Genomic DNA, 22,554 nt, shown 5'->3' with positions numbered 1-22,554 from the left:
CAGGGTGAATCAAGACATTAACATGTTGAATATCGGACATTTATGACTAAAAAAACGCAGCCAAGAGAATATTTTCTCGACTCTATTCGCGCCTATCTGATGTTATTAGGCGTGCCATTCCATGTTTCGCTCATTTATTCCACTCAGACGTGGTCAGTAAACAGCCTGCACCCTTCTGAATGGCTCACCCTGTTTAATGATTTTATCCATGCGTTTCGCATGCAGGTGTTCTTCGTCATTTCAGGCTATTTCTCCTACATGCTATTCCTGCGCTACCGCCCGTCAGACTGGCTGAAGGTGCGCCTGGAGCGGGTTGGCATCCCAATGCTGACCGCGATCCCGCTCATCACCCTGCCGCAGTTTTTCCTGCTGAAGGAGTGGACCAGTAAGATTGGCGACTGGAGCAAATTAACGCCCTATCAAAAGTACAACGCGCTGGTTTGGGATCTGATTTCACACCTGTGGTTTCTGCTGGTTCTGGTAATACTGACTGTGGCGGGCTATTGGCTGTTCCGTATTTTGCGCGATAGCCAGCGGGAAAAAACAGACTATTCCGAGCTAACCTGGGGGAAATTAACGCTGTGGATCCTGCTTTGCGGCCTCGCCTGGGGTATTTTCCGCCGCCTGATGTTTATCTTTGCGCCGCAGATCCTGGGTGATGCCCTGTTCAATATGGCCGTGATGCAAACCCTGGTTTACCTGCCGTTCTTTATGCTGGGTGGGATGGCCTTTAAGTACCCGGCGATTAAAGCGCTGTTTGTGCGCCCGGTGCCCTGGACCTTTGTCGGTTCGGCACTGGCCTTCGCTGCCTATGTTGCTAACCAAACCTGGAACAAGGGTGAAGGCTGGCTGTATGAGATTGATACCCTGGTATCGATGCTGATGGGGCTGTGGATGGTTAACGTGGTGTTCTCCCTTGGGCATCGCCTGCTGAACTCCCACTCGCCGCGCGTCACCTACCTGGTGAATGCATCGCTGTTTATTTATCTGGTCCACCATCCGTTAACCATTATCTACGGCATCCTTTTTGTGCCGGTGATTGGCAGTAACACGCTGGGCTTTTTCGCCGGGCTGCTATTTGTCTTCGGGATTTCTTTCCTGCTGTATGAGATCCACCTGCGCATTCCGCTGCTGCGCTTCCTGTTTTCTGGCAAGCCACAGCGCACATAGCAAACTGAGCCATCGGGTGTGGTCGGGCCGATGGCCCGGCTCGCCCCGGATTGGGCCTGACCGGCCCCTACAGCAGCCACTCAATCGGTAAACGCCACACCAGCCGCACCAGGATCCGCTGCATCAGCCGGGTGCGCGGCTCGTGCTTGTGTACCACCTCATTCGCCCCCTCCCCCGGGTATTCCACCCAGTTTACCCGCCCCCACTTATCCAGACGCAGCGTCCAGGCCCGTTCGCGCATGCTGCTGATAAAGCGCTGATGAATTCGCGTTGCCAGGCCCTCATTCTCAATCACCAGCCCCATTTCGGTGTTCAGCACGGCGGAGCGCGGGTCGAAGTTAAACGATCCGATAAAGACTTTTTGATTATCGACGCTGAACGTTTTGGCGTGCAGGCTGGAACCGGAATTCCCCGTCAGGCCACGGTCGTGGCTCGGTTCACGTGCAGCCATGTGCGGCTTCAGCTCATACAGGTGAATGCCGTGGCGCAGCAGCTTCTTGCGCCATTTAGCATAGCCCGCGTGCACGATAGAGACATCGTTCGCCGCCAGCGAGTTGGTCAAAATCGAGATTTTGACGCCTTTGCGCACCAGCCGCAGCAGCTGCGCCACCCCTGCCCGGGTCGGTACAAAATAGGCCGAGATGATATCGAACTGCTGCTGCGGCTGGCCAATAACCTCCAGCAAGCGCTGAGGCAGCAGCGTACTGCTGCGGGCACGGCCCAGCCCTTTGCGCGGGTCATCACTCAGCAGGCGGGTATCAGCCCAGGTAAACGGCAGGCTGCGGCTCTCCAGCTGGCTAACGAAGCTGGAGGCTTCCACCCGATCGAGATAGCGCACCACCTGCTCGCTGGCGCGCCACTCCTCGGGCAGCACCACGGCTGAAGGGCTGCTCTGCTCATCCTCCACCACGCTGTTAAGGGGAGCCACGGCGCGGCTCTGCCAGTAGCGGTCGAAATCCAGCGCCACATCATGCACGACCGGGCCGACGGCCAGCACGTCGAGATCGGAGAACAGCGGTTCGTCACCGGCACCGAAATATTCGTCGCCGACATTGCGCCCGCCCACAATAGTCGCCATGCCATCCACGGTAAAACTCTTGTTGTGCATGCGGCGATTAAGGCGGGCAAAATCGGTCAGATAGCCGAGCATGCGCAGGCTGCGAAATGAGAACGGGTTAAACAGACGCACTTCAATATTCTCATGGCGATTCAGCTCGCTCAGCGTCTTATCCAGCCCCATGGTGTTGTTGTCGTCCAGCAGCAGGCGCACTTTTACCCCGCGTGCGGCCGCCTCCAGCAGGGCGCTGAACAGCAGCCGGCCTGACATATCGTTCTGCCAGATGTAGTACTGGATATCCAGCGTGCACTCCGCCAGAGAAATCAGCAGATAGCGTGCTGCAAAGGCATCCAGCCCCTCCGCCAGCGGATAGACCCCGCTGTGCTCAGGATGTTGTTCAACCAGAGGCGTAATGGCATGAGCCAGTCGCGTGCCGGCCAGGCTCTCTTCCTGCGGCGAGTGAAGCGTGTCGGTCATCAACTATCCTTAACAGGTTTACGGTTGTTCATCCGGTATCTTCCGACGATCTCTCCCCGTCTGACCAGACATATAGTCTAGACTTAGCCCATCGCCCTGCGACAGTCCCAGTGACCAGGAGAGCATCATGCATGTTGGCAGCCAGCACAATCAGAAACGCCACCAGGCCAGCCTGTTTAACAGCTTTTATCAGGGCAGTTTTGCCTGCTCCACCGCCTGCCGCACCCCGGGGAAACGTGCGGATCTGATGCTCAGCAGCGGACATGATACCCTGCTGGAGAAAGATTATGCCCTGTTACAGCAGCATCAGCTACTGACAGCGCGCGATGGCGCACGCTGGTATCTGGTTGAAAAACAGGCAGGTGAATATAACTGGCAAAGTTTCTTGCCGCAGCTGGAAGCAGCCGAAAAATACCATATCGAAATGATCTGGGAGCTGGCGCACTTTGGCTGGCCGGACTGGCTGGATATCTGGCAGCCAGAATTTGTTGAGCGCTTTGCCGCCTTCGCCCGCGCTTTTGCCTGCCTGCTGCGCGCGCGAGGACAGGCCGCCCCCTTTATCAGCCCGATGAATCAAATCTCTTTCTGGTCGTGGGCAGGCGCCGATATTGCCTGGTTTAACCCCTTTGTTACCGGGCGCCGTATTGAACTGAAGCGTCAGCTGGTCGCAGCCAGTATCGCCGCCATGCGCGCAATGCGTGAAGAGCTGCCCGGAGTGCGTTTCGTCATTACCGACCCGCTGGTCCATGTTGCGGCTTCCGGTTACTCCAGCAGCGCAAAGCAGCAGGCACTGCAGCAGCATCAGGCACAGTTTGAAGTCTGGGACTGGATCAGTGGACGCAGCGCGGCGGAGTTGGGAGGTTCAGAGGAGTTACTGGATATTATCGGATTCACCTGGTACCCGGACAATGAGTGGTTCCACAATGGTGACCCGCTGGAACCCCATCACCCCGACTACCTGCCGCTGCATCATCTTTTACAGCAAGTTTGGCAACGTTATCAACGCCCATTGCTGATAGCTGAAACCGGGGCAGAGATCGGTAAATGTCCGGACTGGTTTAATCGGGTCAGTCAGGAGGCTGCGCTGGCACTGGAGGCCGGGGTAGCGCTGGAGGGGGTATCGATCTATCCGCTGGTCGACTATCCCGCCTGGGACGATGACCGCCGTTCACCCGCCGGGCTGTTTGGCCTGCCGGATGCCAACGGCAACCGCACCGTTAATGAGCCGTTTGCCCTGGCGTTACGCAGCCAGCAGATCAAACTGAAGCAGGAGCCTGTCAGGACATCCACAGCGTGATAGTCAGCACGAAAATGATCAGGGTAAAAGAGGTGATTGCCAGCACGACAATCGCAAACTGTGCATCATCTAATGGGACCCGGCTCTCTTTTTCAGGGTCGGGTTTAGAACGGTTTTTCATTATCAGCCACAGCATACCGGCAAAACGTTCCTGTAAAGGCGCCAGTAAAAATATGAAAGACATCCATTTCATGAATAAAAATAAGGAATACTAACGAAAACTCAGCTTGTCGCAGGCACAAGGGTGACCTTGCCAGCAGAAAGAAACTGTCTGATTATCGCGCTAAAGAGTAGCACAATGGCGCAGTTGTTTAACGTAATAAATTGATTTCAGGCTGCTGAAAAGGGAATAAGATATAGCGTATTGGTATGCAGAATCAGGCAAAACAGTGCTTTAGCCCGTGAACAGTCAGAGCAAATGATTATCAACTTTCACTTATACTTCCCCCGGTAAATCCTAAGTAATAGCAGCTCTCATTGACCAGCAAACGCGCGGCGCAAGCTCACGGGCAAGCTAAAGCTGTTGGTTATCAGAGGCGGGTAAAGCGGGTCGGGCATGCCCGACCCGGCAATCATTCAGGCTGCCAGCCGCCGCCCAGTGCGCGATACAGATCGATCTGCGCCAGCAGCAGGTTGTTTTTTGCCTGCACCACGCTGAGCTGGGTACTGAACAGCGTGCGCTGTGCGTCCAGCTCATCAAGATAGGAAGCGTAACCATTCTGGTAGCGGTTGCTGGCAATGCGCAGTGCTTCCTGCACCACCTTCTCCTGCGCCTGCAGTTCGCCAAGCTGCTCGCGGTAACGGGCGATGGCATCCAGATCGTCATTCACTTCGCTAAACGCGCTACGCACCACTTTCTCATAGCTGTACAGCGCCTGATTGCGCGTTGCCATCGAAACATCGACCTGCGCCGTCAGCGCTTCGCGATTGAGTATCGGGGCCAGCACGCTGCCGCCAATACTCCACAGGCGGAACGGATCGCTGACCAGATCGTGCAGGATGGAACTCTGCAGGGTGCCGCTCGCCGTCAGGTTAAGCGATGGCAGCAGCGCGGCGCGCGAGGATTGCAGTGAGGCATCGGCGGCCAGCAGCTGGCGCTCGGCCTGCACAATATCCGGGCGGCGCTGCAGCAGCTGCGATGGCATCACCGACGGCAGCGTCTGCGGCGCCAGGTGCTCGAAGTGGTTCTGCCGCGCGATCTGGCGCGGGTTCATGCCAACGAGGATGCTGAGCGCATTCTCCTGCTGGGCGATCTGATGCTGCAGTAGCGGGATCTGCGCTTTCGCCGTCTGGTATTCAGACTGCGACTGCACCCACTCTAGTTTAGAGGTATAGCCGGTTTCATACTGGCGCTGCGCCAGCTTCAGCGAGTTGGCACGCGTGGCCAGCGTCGCCTCGGTCACGCGCAGCTGCTCATCCAGCGACACCAGCGTCATATAGCCGGATGCCACCGAGCTGGCAATCGTCAGCTCTGCGGCGCTGGCCGCTGCCTGCTGTGCCGCCAGCGAGGCTTTCGCCGCATCGACGCTGCTGCTGCGCTCACCCCACAAATCGACATTGTAGTTAGCCTGCAGCAGCCCCTGGAATACCGAATATTGATAAGGCTGACCGGTCACCGCTGAGATAGCACGCGCGCGCGTCGCCGCCACGCCAGCATCCAGCGTCGGGAAGTCATCCCCCTCTGCTCCGCGCAGCTGGGCGCGGTACTGATCGACACGCGAGCGGGCGGTGAGAATATCCGGGTTGTTGCGCAGCGCCTGCTCAACCAGCTGATTGAGAGAGGGATCGTTAAACGCCCGCCACCAGCTGGCTTCCACCGCTGCACCCGGCCCGACCTGGCTGCGCCACTGCGCGGGAATGGGCAACGAGGAAGGCGCTTTTTCCACCTGGGTGGCGCACCCGGCCAGGGCTGCCGTCATCATGACCACCAGCAGCGTTTGTCTGGCCGCCATCATTGCTGCTCCCCGTCGCGTGGTTTGGCTGCGGTATCGATATTCACCTCCACCGACATGCCCGGTCGCAGGTGGGTCGCGTTATCGCTGGTGATTTTGATACGCACCGGAATACGCTGGGCTATTTTGACAAAGTTACCGGTAGCGTTATCCGGTGAGATCGCGCTGAATTCGGAACCTGCCGCCGGTGAGATAAACTCAACCTCGCCGCTGAAGCGCTCGCCATCGAGAGCATCAACGGTAAACACCACCGGCAGGCCCGGTTTAACCCGCGCCATCTGCGTCTCTTTCATATTGGCGATCACCCACATCTGCTGCGGAACCAGCGACGTCAGGCGCGTCCCGGCGGAGACATATGCGCCCTCGCGCACGGCAATCTGCCCCAGCTGCCCGTCGCGTGGGGCAATAATTTTGGTGTTGTCCAGGTCGATCTGCGCCAGTTCCAGCGCCGCCTGGGCGCTGGCGACGTCCGCCTCCAGCGAGGCGCGGTTAACAATCACCGTTTGCAGATCCTGCTTCGACACTTCCAGCGTAGCCTGCGCCTGCTGCACATCGGCCAGCGTCTGGCTGTTGCTGGCGCGCGATGCATCACGCTCGCGCAGCGACAGCGAACCATCCGCCACCAGGTTCTCTACCCGCTTAAGATCCAGCCCGCCTTTCACCGCCTGAGCTTTGGCATTGATCAGTGCCGCTTCATTGCGTTTGATCACCGCTTCAGCACTGCGACGCTGCTGCAGGTTGTTGGCCAGCGCGGCCTTTTTCATCTCCAGCTGGGCGAGAGACTGATGCACATGCTGCTTATAGATGCGGTCATCAATGGTCATCAGCACGTCACCGCGATGTACCGGCTGGAAGTCCAGCACGTCCACCGAGGTGATATAGCCGCTCACCTGCGGACTGATAAAGGTCACCTGGCCGCGCACGTAGGCGTTTTCCGTTGACTGCGTCTCACTGGTGAAAGGCGGCAATTGCCAGGCATAAAGGATCACCAGCACCCCGACCAGCGCAATGCCGGAGCCAAGGGCGATGGAGACAATACGCAGCTTGTTATTTCGTTGGCGCTCCTGGAGCTGCTGGTCCTGTTGACTCATTAGTTACCTACGTTCGCAATATTAGTATTTTGCATAGCTCGCTGTTCCGCTTCCGCTTCGCGCTTAGCCTGCTGCCAGTTGAGGTAGCGCAGGCGCGACAGCCGCCATAACACCCAGAGTAAAGTGACCCCTGCCATCACAGCGGTCAGAATATAAACATCGTTATAGGCCAGCACGTTGGCCTGCAGGGTGGCAACGGTTTGCAGCTGCAAGGTGCCTTCTGCACTGCGCAGCGTGCTGTCACCCAGCAGGCTGGAGAACAGATTGCTGTACTGCGCCAGCCGATCGGTGACATTCGGATCGAGCAGGGAGAGCTGATCGCCCAGCAGGCTGGAGTGATATTTTTCACGCCACGTCTGGAAGGTGCCTAACAGCGCCGACCCCATCAGGCCCCCCAGGTTCTGACTCATGCCGAACAGCACCACAAAACTGACTAAATTTTTCGGCTGCGTCACCACGCTACCCACGCCCAGCAGCATCGCCGGAGCAATAAAGAATGAGGTGCTGAAACCCAGCAGAAACTGGCTGAAGTACATATTATTGGCACGGGTCAGCGGGCTGGACTGCGCATCCATCAACGAGGCGACCATCACAATAATTAGCGACATGACAATCGGCCAGCTAAGATGCTGCGGATTGATGGTCAGCGCGCTGCAGACAATCCCGGCGGCGACACCGGCGAGGATCGCCAGCGCCAGCCCCTGCATCTGGTCATTCTGGATCCCCAGCTGCTGCAGATAGCCAATCGCCCCGGTGTTCTGTTCAGCCAGCATGATACGCAGCAGGATCATCACAATGCCGAGACGGAATATCGCCCCGCTGCCCAGCCAGCGCGTATTAATAAGCGGGTTGCTGCGGTTGTGCTCCACCAGCACCGCGGCGGTGACCAGCACCAGCCCCAGCGCCAGACAGATCCCCAGCCACGGCGTGCTGGTCCACCATTCGATACGCCCGAGTGACAGCACGCCGCAGAACAGTGCCATACCGGGTGCCATCAGGAAGAAAGTGAGAAAATCTTTTTTCTCAAAAACTTTAGTCCGCTCACCGGGCGGTAGCTTAAGGATTAATACCGCGCCCAGCGCCATCAGTGCCAGGCCAAGCTCAAACAGGTAGAGTCCGCGCCACTCGTCAAGCTGCAGCAGCTCGGTGGAGAACAGGCGCGCCAGGGGGATCGCCAGTTGGGATGCGCCCAGGCCAATCGCCAGCGCTTTCAGCCGGTGCTTTGCGGGCCATGCCTGCACCTGATAGTAAATTCCCAGCGAGCTGAGCGCCGCGCCCACCATGCCGTGCGCGGCACGCACGATAATTGCCGAGCTGAGATCGTTGACCAGCAGATGGAAAAACGCCACCAGCACATACAGGACAAGGAAGGCTTCGGTAAACACGCGCAGGCCGAACTGCTGGCGAAACTTGACCAGTAGCAGGTTGATCGAAATATTGCCCATCACATAGACGGCGGGAAGCCAGGCAATTTCGTTGTTATAAGCACCGAATACGCCCTGTAAATTGGTCAGATTCGCCGTTACCAGCGCATTACTCAACGCCCCGGTGATACAGATCAGCAGGCCAACAATACCAAAAGCAATACGTTTATGCGTGGGATGAACTGGCGTGGAGGGGGAGCCAGGCAGCATCGGTTTTTCACCGGGCGCCCACTCAACCGGTGCATAAGGATTGGATTTATTGCGACGCACCCTACTTCACCTCAGTTGCCGCCAGCAGTTGTTGCAGTACGCGCTGGGTGACCGCCAGCTCGGCGGGATTAACCCCTGACAGCAGTTCATTACGCAGCGCGTCGGCTTGTGTTTTTAAACGCTGATAGAGCAGCTCCCCTTTCGGGGTGACGTGCAGCAGCCGCTTACGCCGATCTTCCGCAGGCTGAACGCGCTCAACCAGCTGCTGCTTCACCAGCCGATCGATCAGCGGGACTACGCTGGCATCTTCCAGCCCCAGCGCCTGCGCCAGCTCTTTTTGACTCATGGGTTGATCCTGAATAGCAATGGTGGCAACGGCCATCCAGCTACTCATGCTCAACCCATTGTCTTTCATACGACGGTCGATCGCCTGACGCCAGGCATGAGCCGTCAGATGCAGTAAACGGGAAAAGTTTAGTTCCTGAGAGTTCAATGTATCGATGCCTGATGATTAGAGGTCTAACTAAAATTATCCGGCAATTATAAGCACGCTCAGATAAAGAATGGAAGCTACTGCCAGAGAGTTTAGATAATTCTTAGCCACTGCGCCAGTCGCCCGTTATTAACGTGGGCAAAGCAGAAATAGTGGGGAAGAGGAATTTCAGGCATAAAAAAACCGCCTTTCAGGGGCGGTTACGACATTGCTTACAGCTTGTTTTTATTCGTTTTAATCGGTAGTTCGAAGATGGTGCCCGGGGTGGGACTTGAACCCACACAGCCATAAGCCGAGGGATTTTAAATCCCTTGTGTCTACCGATTTCACCACCCGGGCTTGGGTGTAAAGTGGAGGCGCGTCCCGGAGTCGAACCGAGGTAGACGGATTTGCAATCCGTAGCATGGCCACTCTGCCAACGCGCCTTTTATTCTTTTCTGTCATCAGAGCTTCACCTCTGCTGACTAAATTTGGAGCGGGAAACGAGACTCGAACTCGCGACCCCGACCTTGGCAAGGTCGTGCTCTACCAACTGAGCTATTCCCGCTTAGCAATCAAAAAGTTAAGTTAACTCTCTGACTTACTTTATCTTCTGGCAGACCATGCTGCCTTTCGATGCGTTGCATTCTACTGTTCTCACCAGGCGAGTCAATAAAATTATCCTCACAAAGCATCTGTTTGCTGCTTTTTGAACCGCTTCGATCACCGTTCGAGCAGATCGCCGCGCGCCGCACTGAGATACTGGAACATTGACCAGAAAGTGAGCACCGCTGCGATATATAAAGCGGCGACGCCGACGCCTTCAATCACATCATTTGGATGCCATAACAGAGCAAACAGCGCCAGCATCTGCGCCGTGGTTTTCACTTTACCGATCCAGGATACGGCCACGCTATTGCGTTTACCGATTTCAGCCATCCACTCGCGCAGAGCAGAAATGATAATCTCGCGGGCAATCATGGTGGCGGCAGGCAGCGTAATCCACCAGGCATGGAAATATTCCGCCACCAGCACCAGCGCCATTGCCACCATCACTTTATCCGCTACCGGGTCGAGGAAGGCGCCGAACTGCGTGGTCTGTTTCCAGCGGCGCGCCAGATAACCGTCGAACCAGTCAGTCACCGCAGCGAAAATGAAAATCAGCGCACAGGCGAGCGGAGCCCATTGAAATGGCAGATAAAACGCCAGCACAAAGAATGGGATTAACACTACACGAAACAGGGTAAGTAAGGTCGGAATATTAAATGGCATAATTACGCTAACTGTCTGGACAGAGTAGAATTTGTCCCTATGTTGCTACATTGCCCCGGGTGTTGCAATGCTTAGTGTTTCAGCGCATGGAAGATTTTTTCCGCCAGCGCGTGCGATATTCCCGGCACGCTGGCAATCTCCTCAACCGAGGCATTAATCAGCGGTTGCAGGCCCCCCATGTACTTAAGCAGCGACTGGCGGCGTTTCGGGCCGATGCCTTCGATGGTTTCCAGTGCACTGGTGTTCTTCACTTTTGCCCGTTTATTACGATGACCCGTAATTGCGTGATTGTGAGAGTCATCACGAATATGCTGGATAACATGCAGCGCCGGGGAGTCCGCCGGCAGAGCAAAGCCCTCACCTTCCGGCTCGAGGAACAGCGTTTCCAGCCCTGCCCGACGATCGCTCCCTTTCGCGACGCCGAGAAGCAGCGGGCGATTTTTATCCCAGGGAACATCCAGCTCGGCAAACACTGTTTTCGCCTGAGCCAGCTGGCCTTTTCCGCCATCGATCAGGATCACATCAGGGATTTTGCTCTCTTCAATCGCTTTGCCATAGCGGCGGCGCAGCACCTGATTCATTGCCGCGTAGTCATCACCCGGGGTAATTCCCGTAATATTGTAACGACGATACTCACTGCGCAGCGGCCCGTTAGCATCGAACACCACACAGGAAGCAACGGTCTGCTCGCCCATGGTATGGCTGATATCGAAACACTCCATACGCCGGATTGGCGGCAGCTCCAGCGTTTGCGCCAGCGCAGCCAGCCGTTGATGGATGGTCGAGTGCTGCGCCAGACGCGTCACCAGCGCAGTGGCCGCATTGGTGCGGGCCAGCTTCAGGTAGCGGGCACGATCGCCGCGCGGTTTGCTCTGAATCGACACGCGCCGCCCCGCCAGCTCGGTCAGCGACTCCGCCAGCAGATCTTTTTCCGGCAGCGTAAAGTCCAGCAGAATATCTCCCGGCAGCGTGCGCGCCTGGCTCCCCTGCAGGTAGAATTGACCGACAAAGGTTTGCACCACTTCTGACAGATCGGTGCCACCCGGCACTTTTGGGAAATAGCTGCGGCTGCCCAGCACTTTCCCCTGGCGGATAAACAGCACATGCAGACAGGCCATGCCCGAGTCAAAGGCCACGCCAATCACATCAAGGTCATCGCCCTGGTTTGAGACAAACTGCTTCTCGGTTACCCGGCGCACGGCCTGAATTTGATCGCGCAGCCTGGCCGCTTCTTCAAAGCGCAGATCGCGGCTGGCGTTTTCCATCCGTCCCACCAGCTGGTTAAGCACCTGATCATCTTTACCGGACAGGAACAGCCGGACGTAATCAATTTGCTGCGCATACTCCTCTTCCGAAACCAGTCCTGCGACGCAGGGCCCAAGGCAGCGACCAATCTGATACTGCAGGCAGGGACGCGTGCGATTGCGGTATACGCTGTTTTCGCACTGGCGAACCGGAAAGACTTTTTGCAACAGCGACAGGGTTTCACGCACCGCATAGCCATTGGGAAAAGGGCCAAAGTACTCCCCTTTCGCATGCTTGGCGCCGCGGTGGCTGGCAAGGCGTGGATGGGTATCCGCACTCAGAAAGATATAGGGATAGGATTTATCGTCACGCAGCAGCACGTTATAGCGCGGCTGGTAGAGCTTGATGTAGTTGTGCTCAAGCAGTAACGCTTCGGTTTCCGTGTGCGTTACCGTCACATCAATTTGCTGAATTTGTGCCACCAGCGCTTCGGTTTTCCGGCTGGCGAGATTGCCGCGAAAATAGCTGGTCAGGCGCTTTTTGAGATCCTTCGCTTTACCGACATAGATGACTGTGCCGCCGGCATCATACATCCGGTAGACGCCAGGCTGACTGGTGACGGTTTTCAGGAAAGATTTAGCATCAAACAGATCACTCACTACTGATTAACGGCTCCGCATTGAACAGGCCATGACGAATGGCCAGGTGCGTTAACTCTACATCACCACTAATGTTAAGCTTGCTGAACATGCGGTAGCGATAGCTGTTAACGGTTTTCGGGCTCAGGTTAAGCTGTTCGGAAATTTCCGTCACTTTCTGGCCTTTGGTAATCATCAGCATAATCTGCAATTCGCGTTCCGACAAACAGCTGAAAGGGGATTCCGCTTTTTGCGGTTCAAGCTGGCTTAACGCCATCTGTTGAGCAATATCTGAAGCAATGTAGCGCTGCCCGGCGTTAACGGAGCGTATCGCGCTGACCACTTCCTGCGGCGCGGCACCTTTGCTCAGATAGCCGGAAGCCCCAGCCTGCATGACTTTCGCCGGCAGCGGGTTCTCCGTATAGATGGTCAGCATGATGATTTTGCTGTCCGGGGCGTAGCGCACAATCTTACGCGTGGCCTCAAGGCCGCCAATGCCGGGCATGTTCATATCCATCAGCACCACGTCGGCACTGTTGCTACGGCACCACTTTACCGCATCCTCACCGCAGTTGGCTTCGCCGACGACCTGGATACCTTTGATATCTTCCAGGATGCGACGAATACCTGCACGTACCAGTTCGTGGTCATCAACAAGAAATACGCTTATCAAAAGAGGCTCCCTAGATGGCTGAGGCGGGTGACAGTAGAGACATTGGCAGGGCCGTTATGTTACTACTTTTCCAGCAGTGTTAGAACAGAAATAATGATACATAGCGCAGAAAAAATAATTATCCAGCGCATTTTATTCGCGTGAAAATCCAACAACATTGCCACTGTATTAGCACAACTATCAGGGCCAGATAACTCGCGCCATCAATAACAGATTCAAATCATAGTAAATTATCACATATATTACAAATAGATAGATTTACCCGGCAATAGTTTAAATTTTGAAAAAATAATAGCTCACTCTTTTTATGCGGCAGCCGATTCGCCATCCTATTCTGCCATCAATGTTAATCGCCGCTGCCTGAGTGATGAGTTCAGTTTAATCTTAAGCGCCCCGCGCAGGGGATTCCTTCATACCATTATGTGATATACTTTTAACAACTTTTAGTGCCTGGTCCACCTGCCAGGTGCACTGTTTTCAATGACTATTGGGAGAGATCATGAGTCAGATTGACTTTACAACCAGCGAAGAAGTGCAGGCACTCGCCAACGAAGTGACCTGTATGAAGGCACTGGTTACGCTGATGCTGAAGGGAATGGGTCAGGCCGATGCCGGGAAAGTGATTATCAAGATGGAACGCTACATCGCCGATCTCGAAGATCGGCAGCAGGCGGAAGTATTTAGCAACACCGTTAAGCAAATTAAGTTCGCGTTCCGCCAGTAATCCCCTTGCGCTGGCGCACGCTGGCTCATAAAAGGTCCATTGCTTTTTCAGTGATTTTGTCACATCTTAAGGTTTTCGCTGACTGAATAAAGCAATGGCCTTACTTTTCAAAGCATTACTCGGCGCTTTCGTTGTGGTGTTAATTGGCATTCTGTCCAAAACCCGCAATTACTATCTTGCCGGTCTGATCCCGCTGTTTCCCACATTCGCCCTGCTGGCTCACTATATTGTTGCCAGTGAACGCGGTGTTGAAGCACTGCGCACCACCATTCTTTTTGGGATGTGGGCGATTATTCCCTATTTTGTCTATCTGCTGTCGCTATGGTATTTGATCAATTTGATGCGGCTGCCGTGGGCGCTACTGGCAGCCGTAGTGTGCTGGTGTGCGGCAGCGTGGTTATTAATCACGCTGTGGTCAAAGTGGCAGGGTCACTGAGCGACTAACGCCCGCGCGCTCCCCAGCTAACCGAAACGCCCAGCGTGGGCAGCACTTCCTCAGGACGAAAACGCCGCGCGCCGTGGAATTTTTCCGCCAGATTGGGCTGCTGCACCGGGATTTTCACCGCAAACAGATTATCCTCTGACTGGATAATCCCCGGCGTGAGGGGTTCATAATTCACCTGATGCTGTTCAAACATCTGTTCCAGCATTGGCGTTGCCGCGCTGTAAAGGTATTTCACGCCGGACTGCGCCGCCAGCTGTACCGCATGCCATAAAATATTGAGTGGCAGTTCGGCGTCAATCTCAAGCCGGGCGGAAAAGCGCGACATTTCCCAGACAATTTCGCTGTCGTCAGACTCACTCTCACCGATCATCTCCGACGAATTATTATCGGGGTTGTGCCACGCCATCAGGCGTACGCAGCCGCAAATACCATGCTGCGCTTTCCAGGCGATCAACCAGATCACATCAGATCGGTCATAGCGGTCGTACTCCTGTCCCGGAGTGCTCAGGCGTGAAGGAATTGACCAGCCCTCACCGCGGGCAAAAACGCTATACCGATAACTTCCTAATTCTGCCAGCAACGACGATGGCATGTCCTTCAATCTGGTCTGGATAATCTTCATATAATCCCCTGTCGCATTCCCTCGTGAGCGCCGCTCCTGACGGCACGGGCAGGGTTGTCACCCTGGGCGCAGGGTAGACAACCGGTTAGCAATACGAAACTACCAAAATTAGTAGTTGCATCCTCTTTCAGATTAAACCGATTGCTGCAGCGTAAGAGGCGATTTGCGTTTTGTTTGGTGCATTAAATCGTTTTTGCATGTTTTTTTGGTGAAAGTTCACCGTATTTTTTGAAATTGAGAGTATTAAGGATATTTCTGCAGAAGTTTTTCCCTCCGCTGTCCATTTTAGTATCTCCAATTCTCGTTCACTTAATTCCAGTTTAGCGGCCGTCATCGAGATATCATCCATCTCGATCAGCGCAGCAAGGCTCAGTTCGGCCAGGTTCTGAAGTTGAAGCTCCAGGTTCCTGGTGGTTTATTTAATTTCGTTGATGAGGTGGTGGTTAATGGATGCTGATGATGTTTCATCATCTGCTGCCAATCCTTCAGAACGACCAAGCAGTTGCTTTAAAGCAGTGAGAGTCTCTGTGCTGGCCTCCTCCCAAATAATTTGTTTCAACAGCATCTGCCTGGTGCTGCAACAGAAGCCTGCCATGCCACCACCATGCCACCACACAACAACATCAAAAAAAATTCCATTCAGACAGTGATAAATTAAAACAATCACCAAATAAACATTACTTGCCTGGTGACCTGCCATGCCATGGTGGTGCCTGGCCATGTTTTTCTCTGGTTGGTGAGTAACATCATCATCCTCATCATCATCTGAACAGAGAAGATGCCATTTCAGTACCTCCAGCCTCCAACAGCAGCCATCATCAGCAGCATCATCATCATCATCGCCACAACAACACACAAAAATTAACCATTATGCCTGTATTTTTTTTTTTTTTTTTTTTTTTTTTTTTTTTTTTTTTTTTTTTTTTTTTTTTTTTTTTTTTTTTTTTTTTTTTTTTGATTTGGTCTCTTTGGTAGTTCTCAATTTGTAGCCATTGCCAGCCATGCCATGCCATTTCTGTTGCCATTATAATTTCTCCAGCCATGCCATTTTTTTTTTTTTTTTTTTTTTCTGCCATGCCATGCCATGATTTCTGCCATGATTTCTGCCATGCCATGAATTTAATTAGCCATTTTTTTTTTTTTTTTTTTTTTTTTTTTCTGCCATGATCATAAAAAAAAAAAAAATTTAAAATTATAGCCATTTCCTCTGGTTAATTTTTTTTTTTTTTTTTTTTAGTACAGTCTCTGTTCATTTCAAGCATCAATTCCACCACCACCATCAGAATAATTTCAGTAACATCACATTTTTTTTTAAAATAATTTTTTTTTTCATCATCATTTAATTAGGAGAGAGAGAGAGAGAGAAGAAAATATAATTTAATTTTTTTTTTTTTTTTTTTTTTTTTTTTTTTTTTTAATTTTCTCTCTGCCATGCCACCATGCCATGCCAGCAGTCTTTTTTTTTTTTCTCATTCTAGTCTCATCTCACAGTGACAGAGTGAGCCACACACACACCTGCTGCCTCTGCCTCCCTATTTTTCTCTCTCCTAGCCTCCTTTCCCTGTTTCAGTAACTAATTATTTCTCTCTCTCTGCCATGCTGATTTAGTTTAATTAGTCATATATATATATATGTGTGTGTGTGTGTGTGTGTGTGTGTATCATCAGAAGGCACATCATCCTCATCATAATTTATTTCTAATTTTTCATTCATCTCATCATCATCACCTACAGAGATTAGTGGGCAAGCTTGAGCCCAGCCTGCCAAATAAAATGAGGAATTCCAGCATCACATTCTGTTGGCCATTGAACAACCATTCAACAGCCAGCAAGCCTGATGATTTCCTCCATCAGCCACCTGATCTGCCAGCCTCTTTGAGCAATGGGCCTGAAGGCATCACCACTTCCAGCCTGCCTGGCTGAGCCACCTTGGCCAAGCAAAATGAAGTGAATTCCTCTGTCACACATAAGGCTCAAAATGGGATCCGACAAGCCTGAGGCTGAGCTGGGCAGGGCTGGAGGCTGGAGCAGCACACACCCTGCTTGCCACCATCACCAGCTGGCGAGAAAGCTTGAGCTGAGTTTGACCTCGCCAAAGCCTGTGATACGCACCGGGTCGACCAGCGGGCATTGCCCCTGCAGGTTGCCGGGGCGCGTATAGCTGATATAGCCCGCACTCTCGGCCTGCTGCAGCACCGCCAGGCAGCCAGCGCCGTCACTCGCCAGCCGCTTCAGCTTGTAGCGCGTCACCAGCGTGGGCGGGTCGGTCACCGCCAGCGGGGTAGCGGGATTCCATTCGGCGGGCAGTTTTTTTAGCAGGGTGGGCAACGCCAGCCAGCCAAGCAAAGCCAGTAGTGCAAATGCGATTAATTGCTTCATTTCCCTCCCCTTTTATTGTGTGGGTGAGATCAACGCCGGGTTTTTAAGCAGGCGATGCGTGCTTCTCGCAGTTTAGCCGCAATTTCTGCTTTATCCTCCGGTCTTTTGCGTTAAGCTCTTGACCGCACTAACCTCGACATCATCGATTTATTAAAAGCCATCAGAGCTTAAACATCATCACCACAGGACAGGAAACCCAATATGGTTGATCAATCAAAAGAGGCAATCGTCTCGGAGGAAGGACCGGATACACTCCGGCGTAACCTGCATAATCGTCATATTCAGCTGATTGCTATCGGCGGTGCGATCGGTACCGGTCTGTTTATGGGGTCGGGTAAAACTATCAGCCTGGCCGGGCCGTCAATCATCTTCGTCTATATGATCATCGGCTTTATGCTGTTCTTTGTCATGCGCGCCATGGGCGAGCTGCTGCTCTCCAATCTGGAGTACAAATCCTTTAGCGATTTCGCCGCCGACCTGCTCGGTCCCTGGGCGGGGTATTTTACCGGCTGGACCTACTGGTTCTGCTGGGTGGTAACCGGCATTGCTGATGTGGTGGCTATTGCCTCCTACTTCCAGCTGTGGTTCCCCGACTTCTCGGTCTGGATGAGCGCCCTGCTGTGCATCGCGATATTTTTAACGCTGAATATCGCCACGGTAAAACTGTTTGGCGAAATGGAGTTCTGGTTTGCGATTATTAAAATCGTCGCCATCGTTGCGCTGATCGCCACCGGTATCGTGCTGGTCGCCATGCACTACCCTTCTCCGGGCGGCGGCACCGCTTCCCTGAGCAATATCTGGGATCACGGCGGAATGTTCCCGCAAGGGCTGAGCGGCTTCTTTGCCGGGTTCCAGATCGCGGTCTTTGCCTTTGTGGGTATTGAGCTGGTCGGCACCGCTGCCGCTGAAACGCACGATCCAAAAACCGTGCTGCCGCGTGCAATTAACGCCATTCCGCTGCGTATCATTATGTTCTACGTGCTGGCGCTGATGGTGATTATGGCGGTAACACCGTGGGATCAGGTGGTCGCGGACCGCAGCCCGTTCGTGGAGATGTTTGTGCTGATCGGCCTGCCGGCGGCGGCAAGCATCGTTAACTTTGTGGTACTGACCTCGGCAGCCTCCTCGGCGAACAGCGGTATCTTCTCGACCAGCCGCATGCTGTACGGTCTGGCGCAACAGGGCGTGGCCCATCGTCGTTTCGGCATGCTGTCAAGCCGCGCCGTGCCGACCACCGGGCTGTTCTTCTCCTGCCTGTGCCTGCTGGGCGGGGTTGCGCTGATTTATCTGATCCCGAACGTGATGACGGTGTTTACCCTGGTCACCACGGTATCCGCGATTCTGTTTATGTTTGTCTGGACCATTATTCTGTGCTCATACCTGGCGTACCGTAAGAAGTACCCGCAGCGGCACGCTGAATCGAGCTACAAGATGCCGCTGGGCAAATTCATGTGCTGGATCTGCATCGCCTTCTTCGCTTTCGTCATTGTGCTGCTGACGCTGGAAACCGATACGCGCCAGGCGCTGATGGTAACGCCGCTGTGGTTCCTGATGCTGGCGGTGGGTTGGTTCCTGCGCAAGCGTAAGGCGGGGTAACTCTGTCGCCCGTGCCGGGCATGATGCCCGGCACGGTAGGTTTAGAAGCGTGACCACAGTTTATGCAGTGCCTGCCCGAGCGGTGGGCGCTGTACCGCCAGACGCGATGGCTTATAAGGCCCCTCTTTAAGCGGCAGCGGACCGAGATCAAAGGTAAAGGTGTAGTCCGGCTCCTCCCCCATCCGCAAATCGGTGATGGTGATATAGCCATTGACCTGCTTCATGGCAAAGAAGCCGCGGCTAAACCAGGCCACGCGCTGCACGTACCAGTTCGACGCCAGCTGCTGATACAGCGCCGTACCGCGATCGTGGGTGGTTAATGCCAGCGGTGTGTGCGGGCTGAGCAGTGAATAGAACCCCTCCTGATAGCTGTCCTCCCTCATGACCACCACGCGCCACTGCAGGGTATTTAAGGCTGTCGGCGTGACCAGCAGTTGCTCAACGTCATCGCGGTCTGCCGCCAGCTGCTGCTTCACCTCATGCGTCACCCACGCCTGCGCGACCATGCTCCACAGCAGATAAACACAGCTGAGGCTCAGCCCGATGCGATTCCAGCGTCGCCCGCGCTCCCCGCGCCACGCCAGCGCGGCAACCATTCCCACCAGCAGCGGCAGCGTATAGAGCGGATCGACAATAAACATGCTGCCGATGGCAAACGGCCGATCGGTAAATGGCAGCGCCAGCTGGGTGCCGTAGACCGTGGTCAAATCCAGCAGCGGGTGAGTGATCAGCGCCAGCCACACCGCCACCCACCAGCGGGCGAAGTGCTGCTGCTGGCGGCAAAGGCGGGCAAACAGCGCGGCCAGCAGCGGCGAAACCAGGGTCAACCACAGCAGCGCATGGCTTTCAGTACGGTGAAGGGTCATATTGCGGATAGCATCGCCGTGGTCGATAAATACATCAAGGTCCGGCAGCGTGCCGCACGCCGCGCCCACGGCCGCAGCCTGCCATACCGGTGCTTTGCGCCCCATCACGGCAACGGCTACCGCAGCGCCCAACACAAATTGTGAAACGGAATCCATAAACCTGTCCTGTTCAGCCTGCGGTTAGCGTACGCGAATACCCTCAATCACCATGCGCTGCACGTTCTCTACCGTCTGGTTAAAGAACTGCTCATCCTGCAGCGTTTGCCCGGTTATCGCCTCTACCTGCGTGGAGAAATCGGCATAGTGCTGCGTGGTGGCCCACAGCATAAAGATCAGATGGTGCGGCTGGACCGCCGCCAGCTTGCCCTGCACCACCCATGCCTCAATCACCGCCGCTTTATCTTCCACCAGGTGACGGAGATCGCCCGCCAGTTCGGCCTTCAGCAGCGGCGCCCCCTGCAGCATCTCCAGACAGAACAGACGTGAGGCCTGCGGATGATCGCGTGACACTTCCAGCTTAAGGCGGATGTAGTCGCGTATCGCCTCCAGCGGATGCTGATCGGCACGCAGCGCACGCAGCGGCGCCAGCCACACGTCCAGCAGATCTTTCAGCACCGCGATATACAGCTCTTCTTTCGACGGGAAATAGTAAAGCAGATTGGTTTTGGAAACGTCAGCGCGTTCAGCCACTTTATCCAGGCTGGTGCCGTGGATGCCAAACTGGGAAAAAAACTCCAGCGCTGCCGCCAGAATAGCGTTGCGCTTGGCGGCTACCGCGCGGGAACGGCGGGTTGAGGCTTTTGCCGCAGGCTTATCAGTCGAATTCACCGTGACTCCATGATCCATGTGGGTTGCGGGGATAATATCAAATCGCCCGAAGCATACCTAATCAGAGGGATGCACTTATATTGACCACGCCTGCCTGCTTTTTGTGCAGATAGTTTTGACCAAATGGTCTGATTTGGACCATCCACTCCAGTACAATTTCACAACCTTTAAGCAACACGCTGTTTTTAATGACTTTTCTGATTATGGCACAGCCTTTGCAATATTCCTGCACAGCGTATCGCAGTCAATCTTTCGCTTAATCAGAGGATTTCACATGAAAATTGGTGTCTTTATCCCTATCGGTAACAACGGCTGGCTGATCTCCAACAACGCGCCGCAGTACATGCCCACGTTCGAACTGAACAAAGCCATTGTGCAGAAAGCCGAGCACTATCACTTTGATTTCGCCCTGTCGATGATCAAGCTGCGCGGCTTCGGTGGCCAGACCGAATTCTGGGACCACAACCTGGAGTCCTTTACCCTGATGGCCGGACTGGCCGCCGTCACCTCACGCATTGAAATATACGCCACCGCCGCCACTCTGACACTGCCTCCGGCTATCGTGGCGCGCATGGCCTCAACGATTGACTCCATTTCCGGCGGACGCTTCGGCGTTAACCTGGTGACCGGCTGGCAGAAGCCGGAATATGACCAGATGGGCCTGTGGCCGGGCGATGAGTACTTCTCGCGCCGCTACGACTATCTGACCGAATACGTCAGCGTGCTGCGCGATCTGTGGGGCACGGGTAAGTCAGATCTCAAAGGTGAGTTCTTTACCATGAACGATTGCCGCCTCAGCCCGCAGCCGCAGAAGCCGATGAAGGTGATCTGCGCCGGACAGAGCGATGCGGGCATGGCCTTCTCCGCGAAGCACGCCGATTACAACTTCTGCTTCGGTAAAGGGGTGAATACGCCGACCGCATTCGCCCCGACCGCTGCGCGGATGAAAACGGCGGCCGATGCCGCAGGGCGCGATGTCGGCTCCTATGTGCTGTTTATGATCATCGCCGATGAAACCGACGAGGCGGCGCGGGCGAAATGGGAGCACTACAAAGAGGGGGCAGACGAACAAGCGCTGGCGTGGCTGACCACGCAGAGCCAGCAGGATAAGAAATCCGGCAGCGATACCAACGTGCGCCAGATGGCTGACCCGACTTCTGCGGTGAATATCAATATGGGCACGTTGGTCGGCTCTTACGCCAGCGTCGCGCGCATGCTGGATGAGGTAGCAACGGTTGAAGGCACTCACGGCGTGCTACTGACCTTTGATGATTTCCTACAGGGCATTGAGAACTTCGGCGAGCGCATCCAGCCGCTGATGCAGTGCCGCCTTGATGTGATTGATGCTACTCAGGAGGTCGCGTAATGAAGAGCAAACCCGCCGTGGTCTGTACCACCGCCTCAAGCCAGAATGCCATTACCCTGCCCGCTCGCCCGGAAGCGATTGTCTTTCCGCCGGAGCAGACCGCGCTGATTGTGGTAGATATGCAGAATGCCTACGCCACCACCGGCGGCTATCTCGATCTCGCCGGCTTTGATGTCTCCGCCACCCGCCCGGTGATCGACCAGATCAACGTGGCGGTTAAAGCGGCGCGCAACGCCGGGATCCAGATTATCTGGTTCCAGAACGGCTGGGACGATCAGTACGTGGAAGCGGGTGGCCCCGGCTCACCGAACTGGCATAAATCCAACGCGCTGAAAACCATGCGCCAGAAGCCGGAGCTGCAGGGCACCCTGCTGGCGAAGGGCGGCTGGGATTATCAGCTGGTCGACGAACTGACGCCGCAGCCGGGCGATATTGTGCTGCCAAAACCGCGCTACAGCGGCTTCTTCAACACTGCGCTCGACAGCATGCTGCGCAGCCGCGGAATTCGCCACCTGGTGTTTACCGGCATTGCGACCAACGTCTGCGTGGAGTCGACGCTGCGCGACGGCTTCTTCCTTGAATACTTTGGCATCGTGCTGGAAGACGCGACCTATCAGGCCGGGCCGCTGTTTGCCCAGCAGGCGGCGATTTTCAATATCGAAACCTTCTTTGGCTGGGTCTCTGACGTCGGCAGCTTCTGTCGCGCATTACAGCATGAACCTACCGCCGCACAACAAACGGCATAAAAACT

Annotated in this window: 22 protein-coding genes, 3 tRNA genes and 1 pseudogene; 7 read left to right on the top strand and 19 right to left on the bottom strand. The window is 54.8% G+C overall.

Going from position 1 to position 22,554, the window contains the following annotated elements:
* Positions 1-42 precede the first annotated feature (42 nt).
* Positions 43-1,170: a glucans biosynthesis protein MdoC gene (gene mdoC / locus ACLI4M_RS18055; RefSeq protein ID WP_048916437.1), complete on the top strand. Its 1,128-nt coding sequence runs from the start codon at positions 43-45 to the stop codon at positions 1,168-1,170.
* Between the two features lie 67 nt (positions 1,171-1,237).
* Here mdoC and ACLI4M_RS18050 read toward each other — a convergent pair whose 3' ends face one another.
* Positions 1,238-2,704 (bottom strand): phospholipase D family protein, encoded by a 1,467-nt coding sequence (locus tag ACLI4M_RS18050; RefSeq protein WP_048916438.1) that lies wholly within the window; start codon positions 2,702-2,704, stop codon positions 1,238-1,240.
* 127 nt (positions 2,705-2,831) lie between these two features.
* Here ACLI4M_RS18050 and ACLI4M_RS18045 point away from each other — a divergent pair, with 127 nt between their 5' ends.
* Positions 2,832-4,001, top strand: a complete 1,170-nt coding sequence (locus ACLI4M_RS18045) for a beta-glucosidase (protein ID WP_133623972.1) — start codon at positions 2,832-2,834, stop codon at positions 3,999-4,001.
* Here ACLI4M_RS18045 and ACLI4M_RS18040 read toward each other — a convergent pair.
* From ACLI4M_RS18040 to uvrY, 11 genes are all read right to left on the bottom strand, one after another.
* Positions 3,982-4,185, bottom strand: coding sequence for a hypothetical protein (locus ACLI4M_RS18040; RefSeq protein WP_062818133.1), 204 nt, complete (start codon positions 4,183-4,185; stop codon positions 3,982-3,984). The genes ACLI4M_RS18045 and ACLI4M_RS18040 overlap by 20 nt on opposite strands.
* A gap of 388 nt (positions 4,186-4,573) precedes the next feature.
* Positions 4,574-5,953: an efflux transporter outer membrane subunit gene (locus ACLI4M_RS18035; RefSeq protein WP_413449802.1), complete on the bottom strand. Its 1,380-nt coding sequence runs from the start codon at positions 5,951-5,953 to the stop codon at positions 4,574-4,576.
* Positions 5,953-7,044, bottom strand: a complete 1,092-nt coding sequence (locus ACLI4M_RS18030) for an HlyD family secretion protein (protein ID WP_099753384.1) — start codon at positions 7,042-7,044, stop codon at positions 5,953-5,955. Before ACLI4M_RS18030 ends, ACLI4M_RS18035 begins: the two co-directional genes overlap by 1 nt.
* Entirely contained in the window at positions 7,044-8,678 is a 1,635-nt protein-coding gene (locus tag ACLI4M_RS18025) for an MFS transporter (protein WP_133625090.1), read from the bottom strand. The genes ACLI4M_RS18030 and ACLI4M_RS18025 overlap by 1 nt, the downstream gene beginning before the upstream one ends.
* Before the next feature lie 61 nt (positions 8,679-8,739).
* Positions 8,740-9,171 (bottom strand): MarR family winged helix-turn-helix transcriptional regulator, encoded by a 432-nt coding sequence (locus ACLI4M_RS18020; protein ID WP_133623974.1) that lies wholly within the window; start codon positions 9,169-9,171, stop codon positions 8,740-8,742.
* Between the two features lie 253 nt (positions 9,172-9,424).
* A tRNA-Leu gene (locus ACLI4M_RS18015) sits at positions 9,425-9,510 on the bottom strand.
* 12 nt (positions 9,511-9,522) lie between these two features.
* A tRNA-Cys gene (locus tag ACLI4M_RS18010) sits at positions 9,523-9,596 on the bottom strand.
* A gap of 46 nt (positions 9,597-9,642) precedes the next feature.
* Positions 9,643-9,718 (bottom strand) — tRNA-Gly (locus ACLI4M_RS18005).
* A gap of 155 nt (positions 9,719-9,873) precedes the next feature.
* Positions 9,874-10,422 carry a CDP-diacylglycerol--glycerol-3-phosphate 3-phosphatidyltransferase gene (gene pgsA / locus ACLI4M_RS18000; protein ID WP_048916445.1) on the bottom strand — a complete coding sequence of 183 codons (549 nt, stop codon included), beginning with the start codon at positions 10,420-10,422 and terminating at the stop codon, positions 9,874-9,876.
* A 71-nt stretch (positions 10,423-10,493) separates the two neighbouring features.
* Positions 10,494-12,326, bottom strand: coding sequence for an excinuclease ABC subunit UvrC (uvrC, locus tag ACLI4M_RS17995; protein ID WP_048916446.1), 1,833 nt, complete (start codon positions 12,324-12,326; stop codon positions 10,494-10,496).
* Positions 12,319-12,978, bottom strand: coding sequence for a UvrY/SirA/GacA family response regulator transcription factor (gene uvrY / locus ACLI4M_RS17990; RefSeq protein WP_133623975.1), 660 nt, complete (start codon positions 12,976-12,978; stop codon positions 12,319-12,321). The genes uvrC and uvrY overlap by 8 nt, the downstream gene beginning before the upstream one ends.
* Before the next feature lie 499 nt (positions 12,979-13,477).
* Here uvrY and ACLI4M_RS17985 point away from each other — a divergent pair, with 499 nt between their 5' ends.
* Both ACLI4M_RS17985 and ACLI4M_RS17980 read left to right on the top strand, forming a co-directional pair.
* Positions 13,478-13,702 carry a DUF2594 family protein gene (locus tag ACLI4M_RS17985; protein WP_048916449.1) on the top strand — a complete coding sequence of 75 codons (225 nt, stop codon included), beginning with the start codon at positions 13,478-13,480 and terminating at the stop codon, positions 13,700-13,702.
* A 94-nt stretch (positions 13,703-13,796) separates the two neighbouring features.
* Positions 13,797-14,138 (top strand): GlpM family protein, encoded by a 342-nt coding sequence (locus tag ACLI4M_RS17980; protein ID WP_048916450.1) that lies wholly within the window; start codon positions 13,797-13,799, stop codon positions 14,136-14,138.
* A 4-nt stretch (positions 14,139-14,142) separates the two neighbouring features.
* Here the strand turns inward: ACLI4M_RS17980 and ACLI4M_RS17975 are convergent, their stop codons facing one another.
* The 5 genes and pseudogenes from ACLI4M_RS17975 to ACLI4M_RS17955 form a co-directional block, all read right to left on the bottom strand.
* Positions 14,143-14,769: an acyl-homoserine-lactone synthase gene (locus ACLI4M_RS17975; protein ID WP_133623976.1), complete on the bottom strand. Its 627-nt coding sequence runs from the start codon at positions 14,767-14,769 to the stop codon at positions 14,143-14,145.
* A 127-nt stretch (positions 14,770-14,896) separates the two neighbouring features.
* Positions 14,897-15,172 (bottom strand): annotated as a pseudogene (locus ACLI4M_RS17970) (LuxR C-terminal-related transcriptional regulator); the annotation flags it as partial.
* Between the two features lie 12 nt (positions 15,173-15,184).
* Positions 15,185-15,625, bottom strand: coding sequence for a hypothetical protein (locus tag ACLI4M_RS17965; RefSeq protein ID WP_413449739.1), 441 nt, complete (start codon positions 15,623-15,625; stop codon positions 15,185-15,187).
* Complete coding sequence (locus ACLI4M_RS17960) at positions 15,606-15,971, bottom strand: hypothetical protein (RefSeq protein ID WP_413449738.1); 366 nt, start codon at positions 15,969-15,971, stop codon at positions 15,606-15,608. The genes ACLI4M_RS17965 and ACLI4M_RS17960 overlap by 20 nt, the downstream gene beginning before the upstream one ends.
* A gap of 849 nt (positions 15,972-16,820) precedes the next feature.
* Positions 16,821-17,147, bottom strand: coding sequence for a hypothetical protein (locus ACLI4M_RS17955; RefSeq protein WP_413449737.1), 327 nt, complete (start codon positions 17,145-17,147; stop codon positions 16,821-16,823).
* 201 nt (positions 17,148-17,348) lie between these two features.
* Between ACLI4M_RS17955 and cycA the strand changes: the two genes are divergently transcribed.
* Positions 17,349-18,743 carry a D-serine/D-alanine/glycine transporter gene (gene cycA, locus ACLI4M_RS17950; protein ID WP_133623979.1) on the top strand — a complete coding sequence of 465 codons (1,395 nt, stop codon included), beginning with the start codon at positions 17,349-17,351 and terminating at the stop codon, positions 18,741-18,743.
* A gap of 41 nt (positions 18,744-18,784) precedes the next feature.
* Here the strand turns inward: cycA and ACLI4M_RS17945 are convergent, their stop codons facing one another.
* A complete protein-coding gene (locus ACLI4M_RS17945) occupies positions 18,785-19,765 on the bottom strand; it encodes a metal-dependent hydrolase (protein WP_133623980.1) in 981 nt (326 codons plus the stop codon).
* A gap of 24 nt (positions 19,766-19,789) precedes the next feature.
* Positions 19,790-20,455 (bottom strand): HTH-type transcriptional regulator RutR, encoded by a 666-nt coding sequence (gene rutR / locus ACLI4M_RS17940; protein ID WP_048916455.1) that lies wholly within the window; start codon positions 20,453-20,455, stop codon positions 19,790-19,792.
* A gap of 256 nt (positions 20,456-20,711) precedes the next feature.
* Between rutR and rutA the strand changes: the two genes are divergently transcribed.
* Positions 20,712-21,803: a pyrimidine utilization protein A gene (gene rutA / locus ACLI4M_RS17935; RefSeq protein ID WP_133623981.1), complete on the top strand. Its 1,092-nt coding sequence runs from the start codon at positions 20,712-20,714 to the stop codon at positions 21,801-21,803.
* Positions 21,803-22,549 carry a pyrimidine utilization protein B gene (gene rutB / locus ACLI4M_RS17930; RefSeq protein WP_133623982.1) on the top strand — a complete coding sequence of 249 codons (747 nt, stop codon included), beginning with the start codon at positions 21,803-21,805 and terminating at the stop codon, positions 22,547-22,549. Before rutA ends, rutB begins: the two co-directional genes overlap by 1 nt.
* Positions 22,550-22,554 lie beyond the last annotated feature (5 nt).

Source organism: Erwinia sp. LJJL01, assembly GCF_047300805.2.
GTDB lineage: Bacteria > Pseudomonadota > Gammaproteobacteria > Enterobacterales > Enterobacteriaceae > Erwinia > Erwinia aphidicola.
This window is presented reverse-complemented; position numbering and strand designations above follow the sequence as displayed.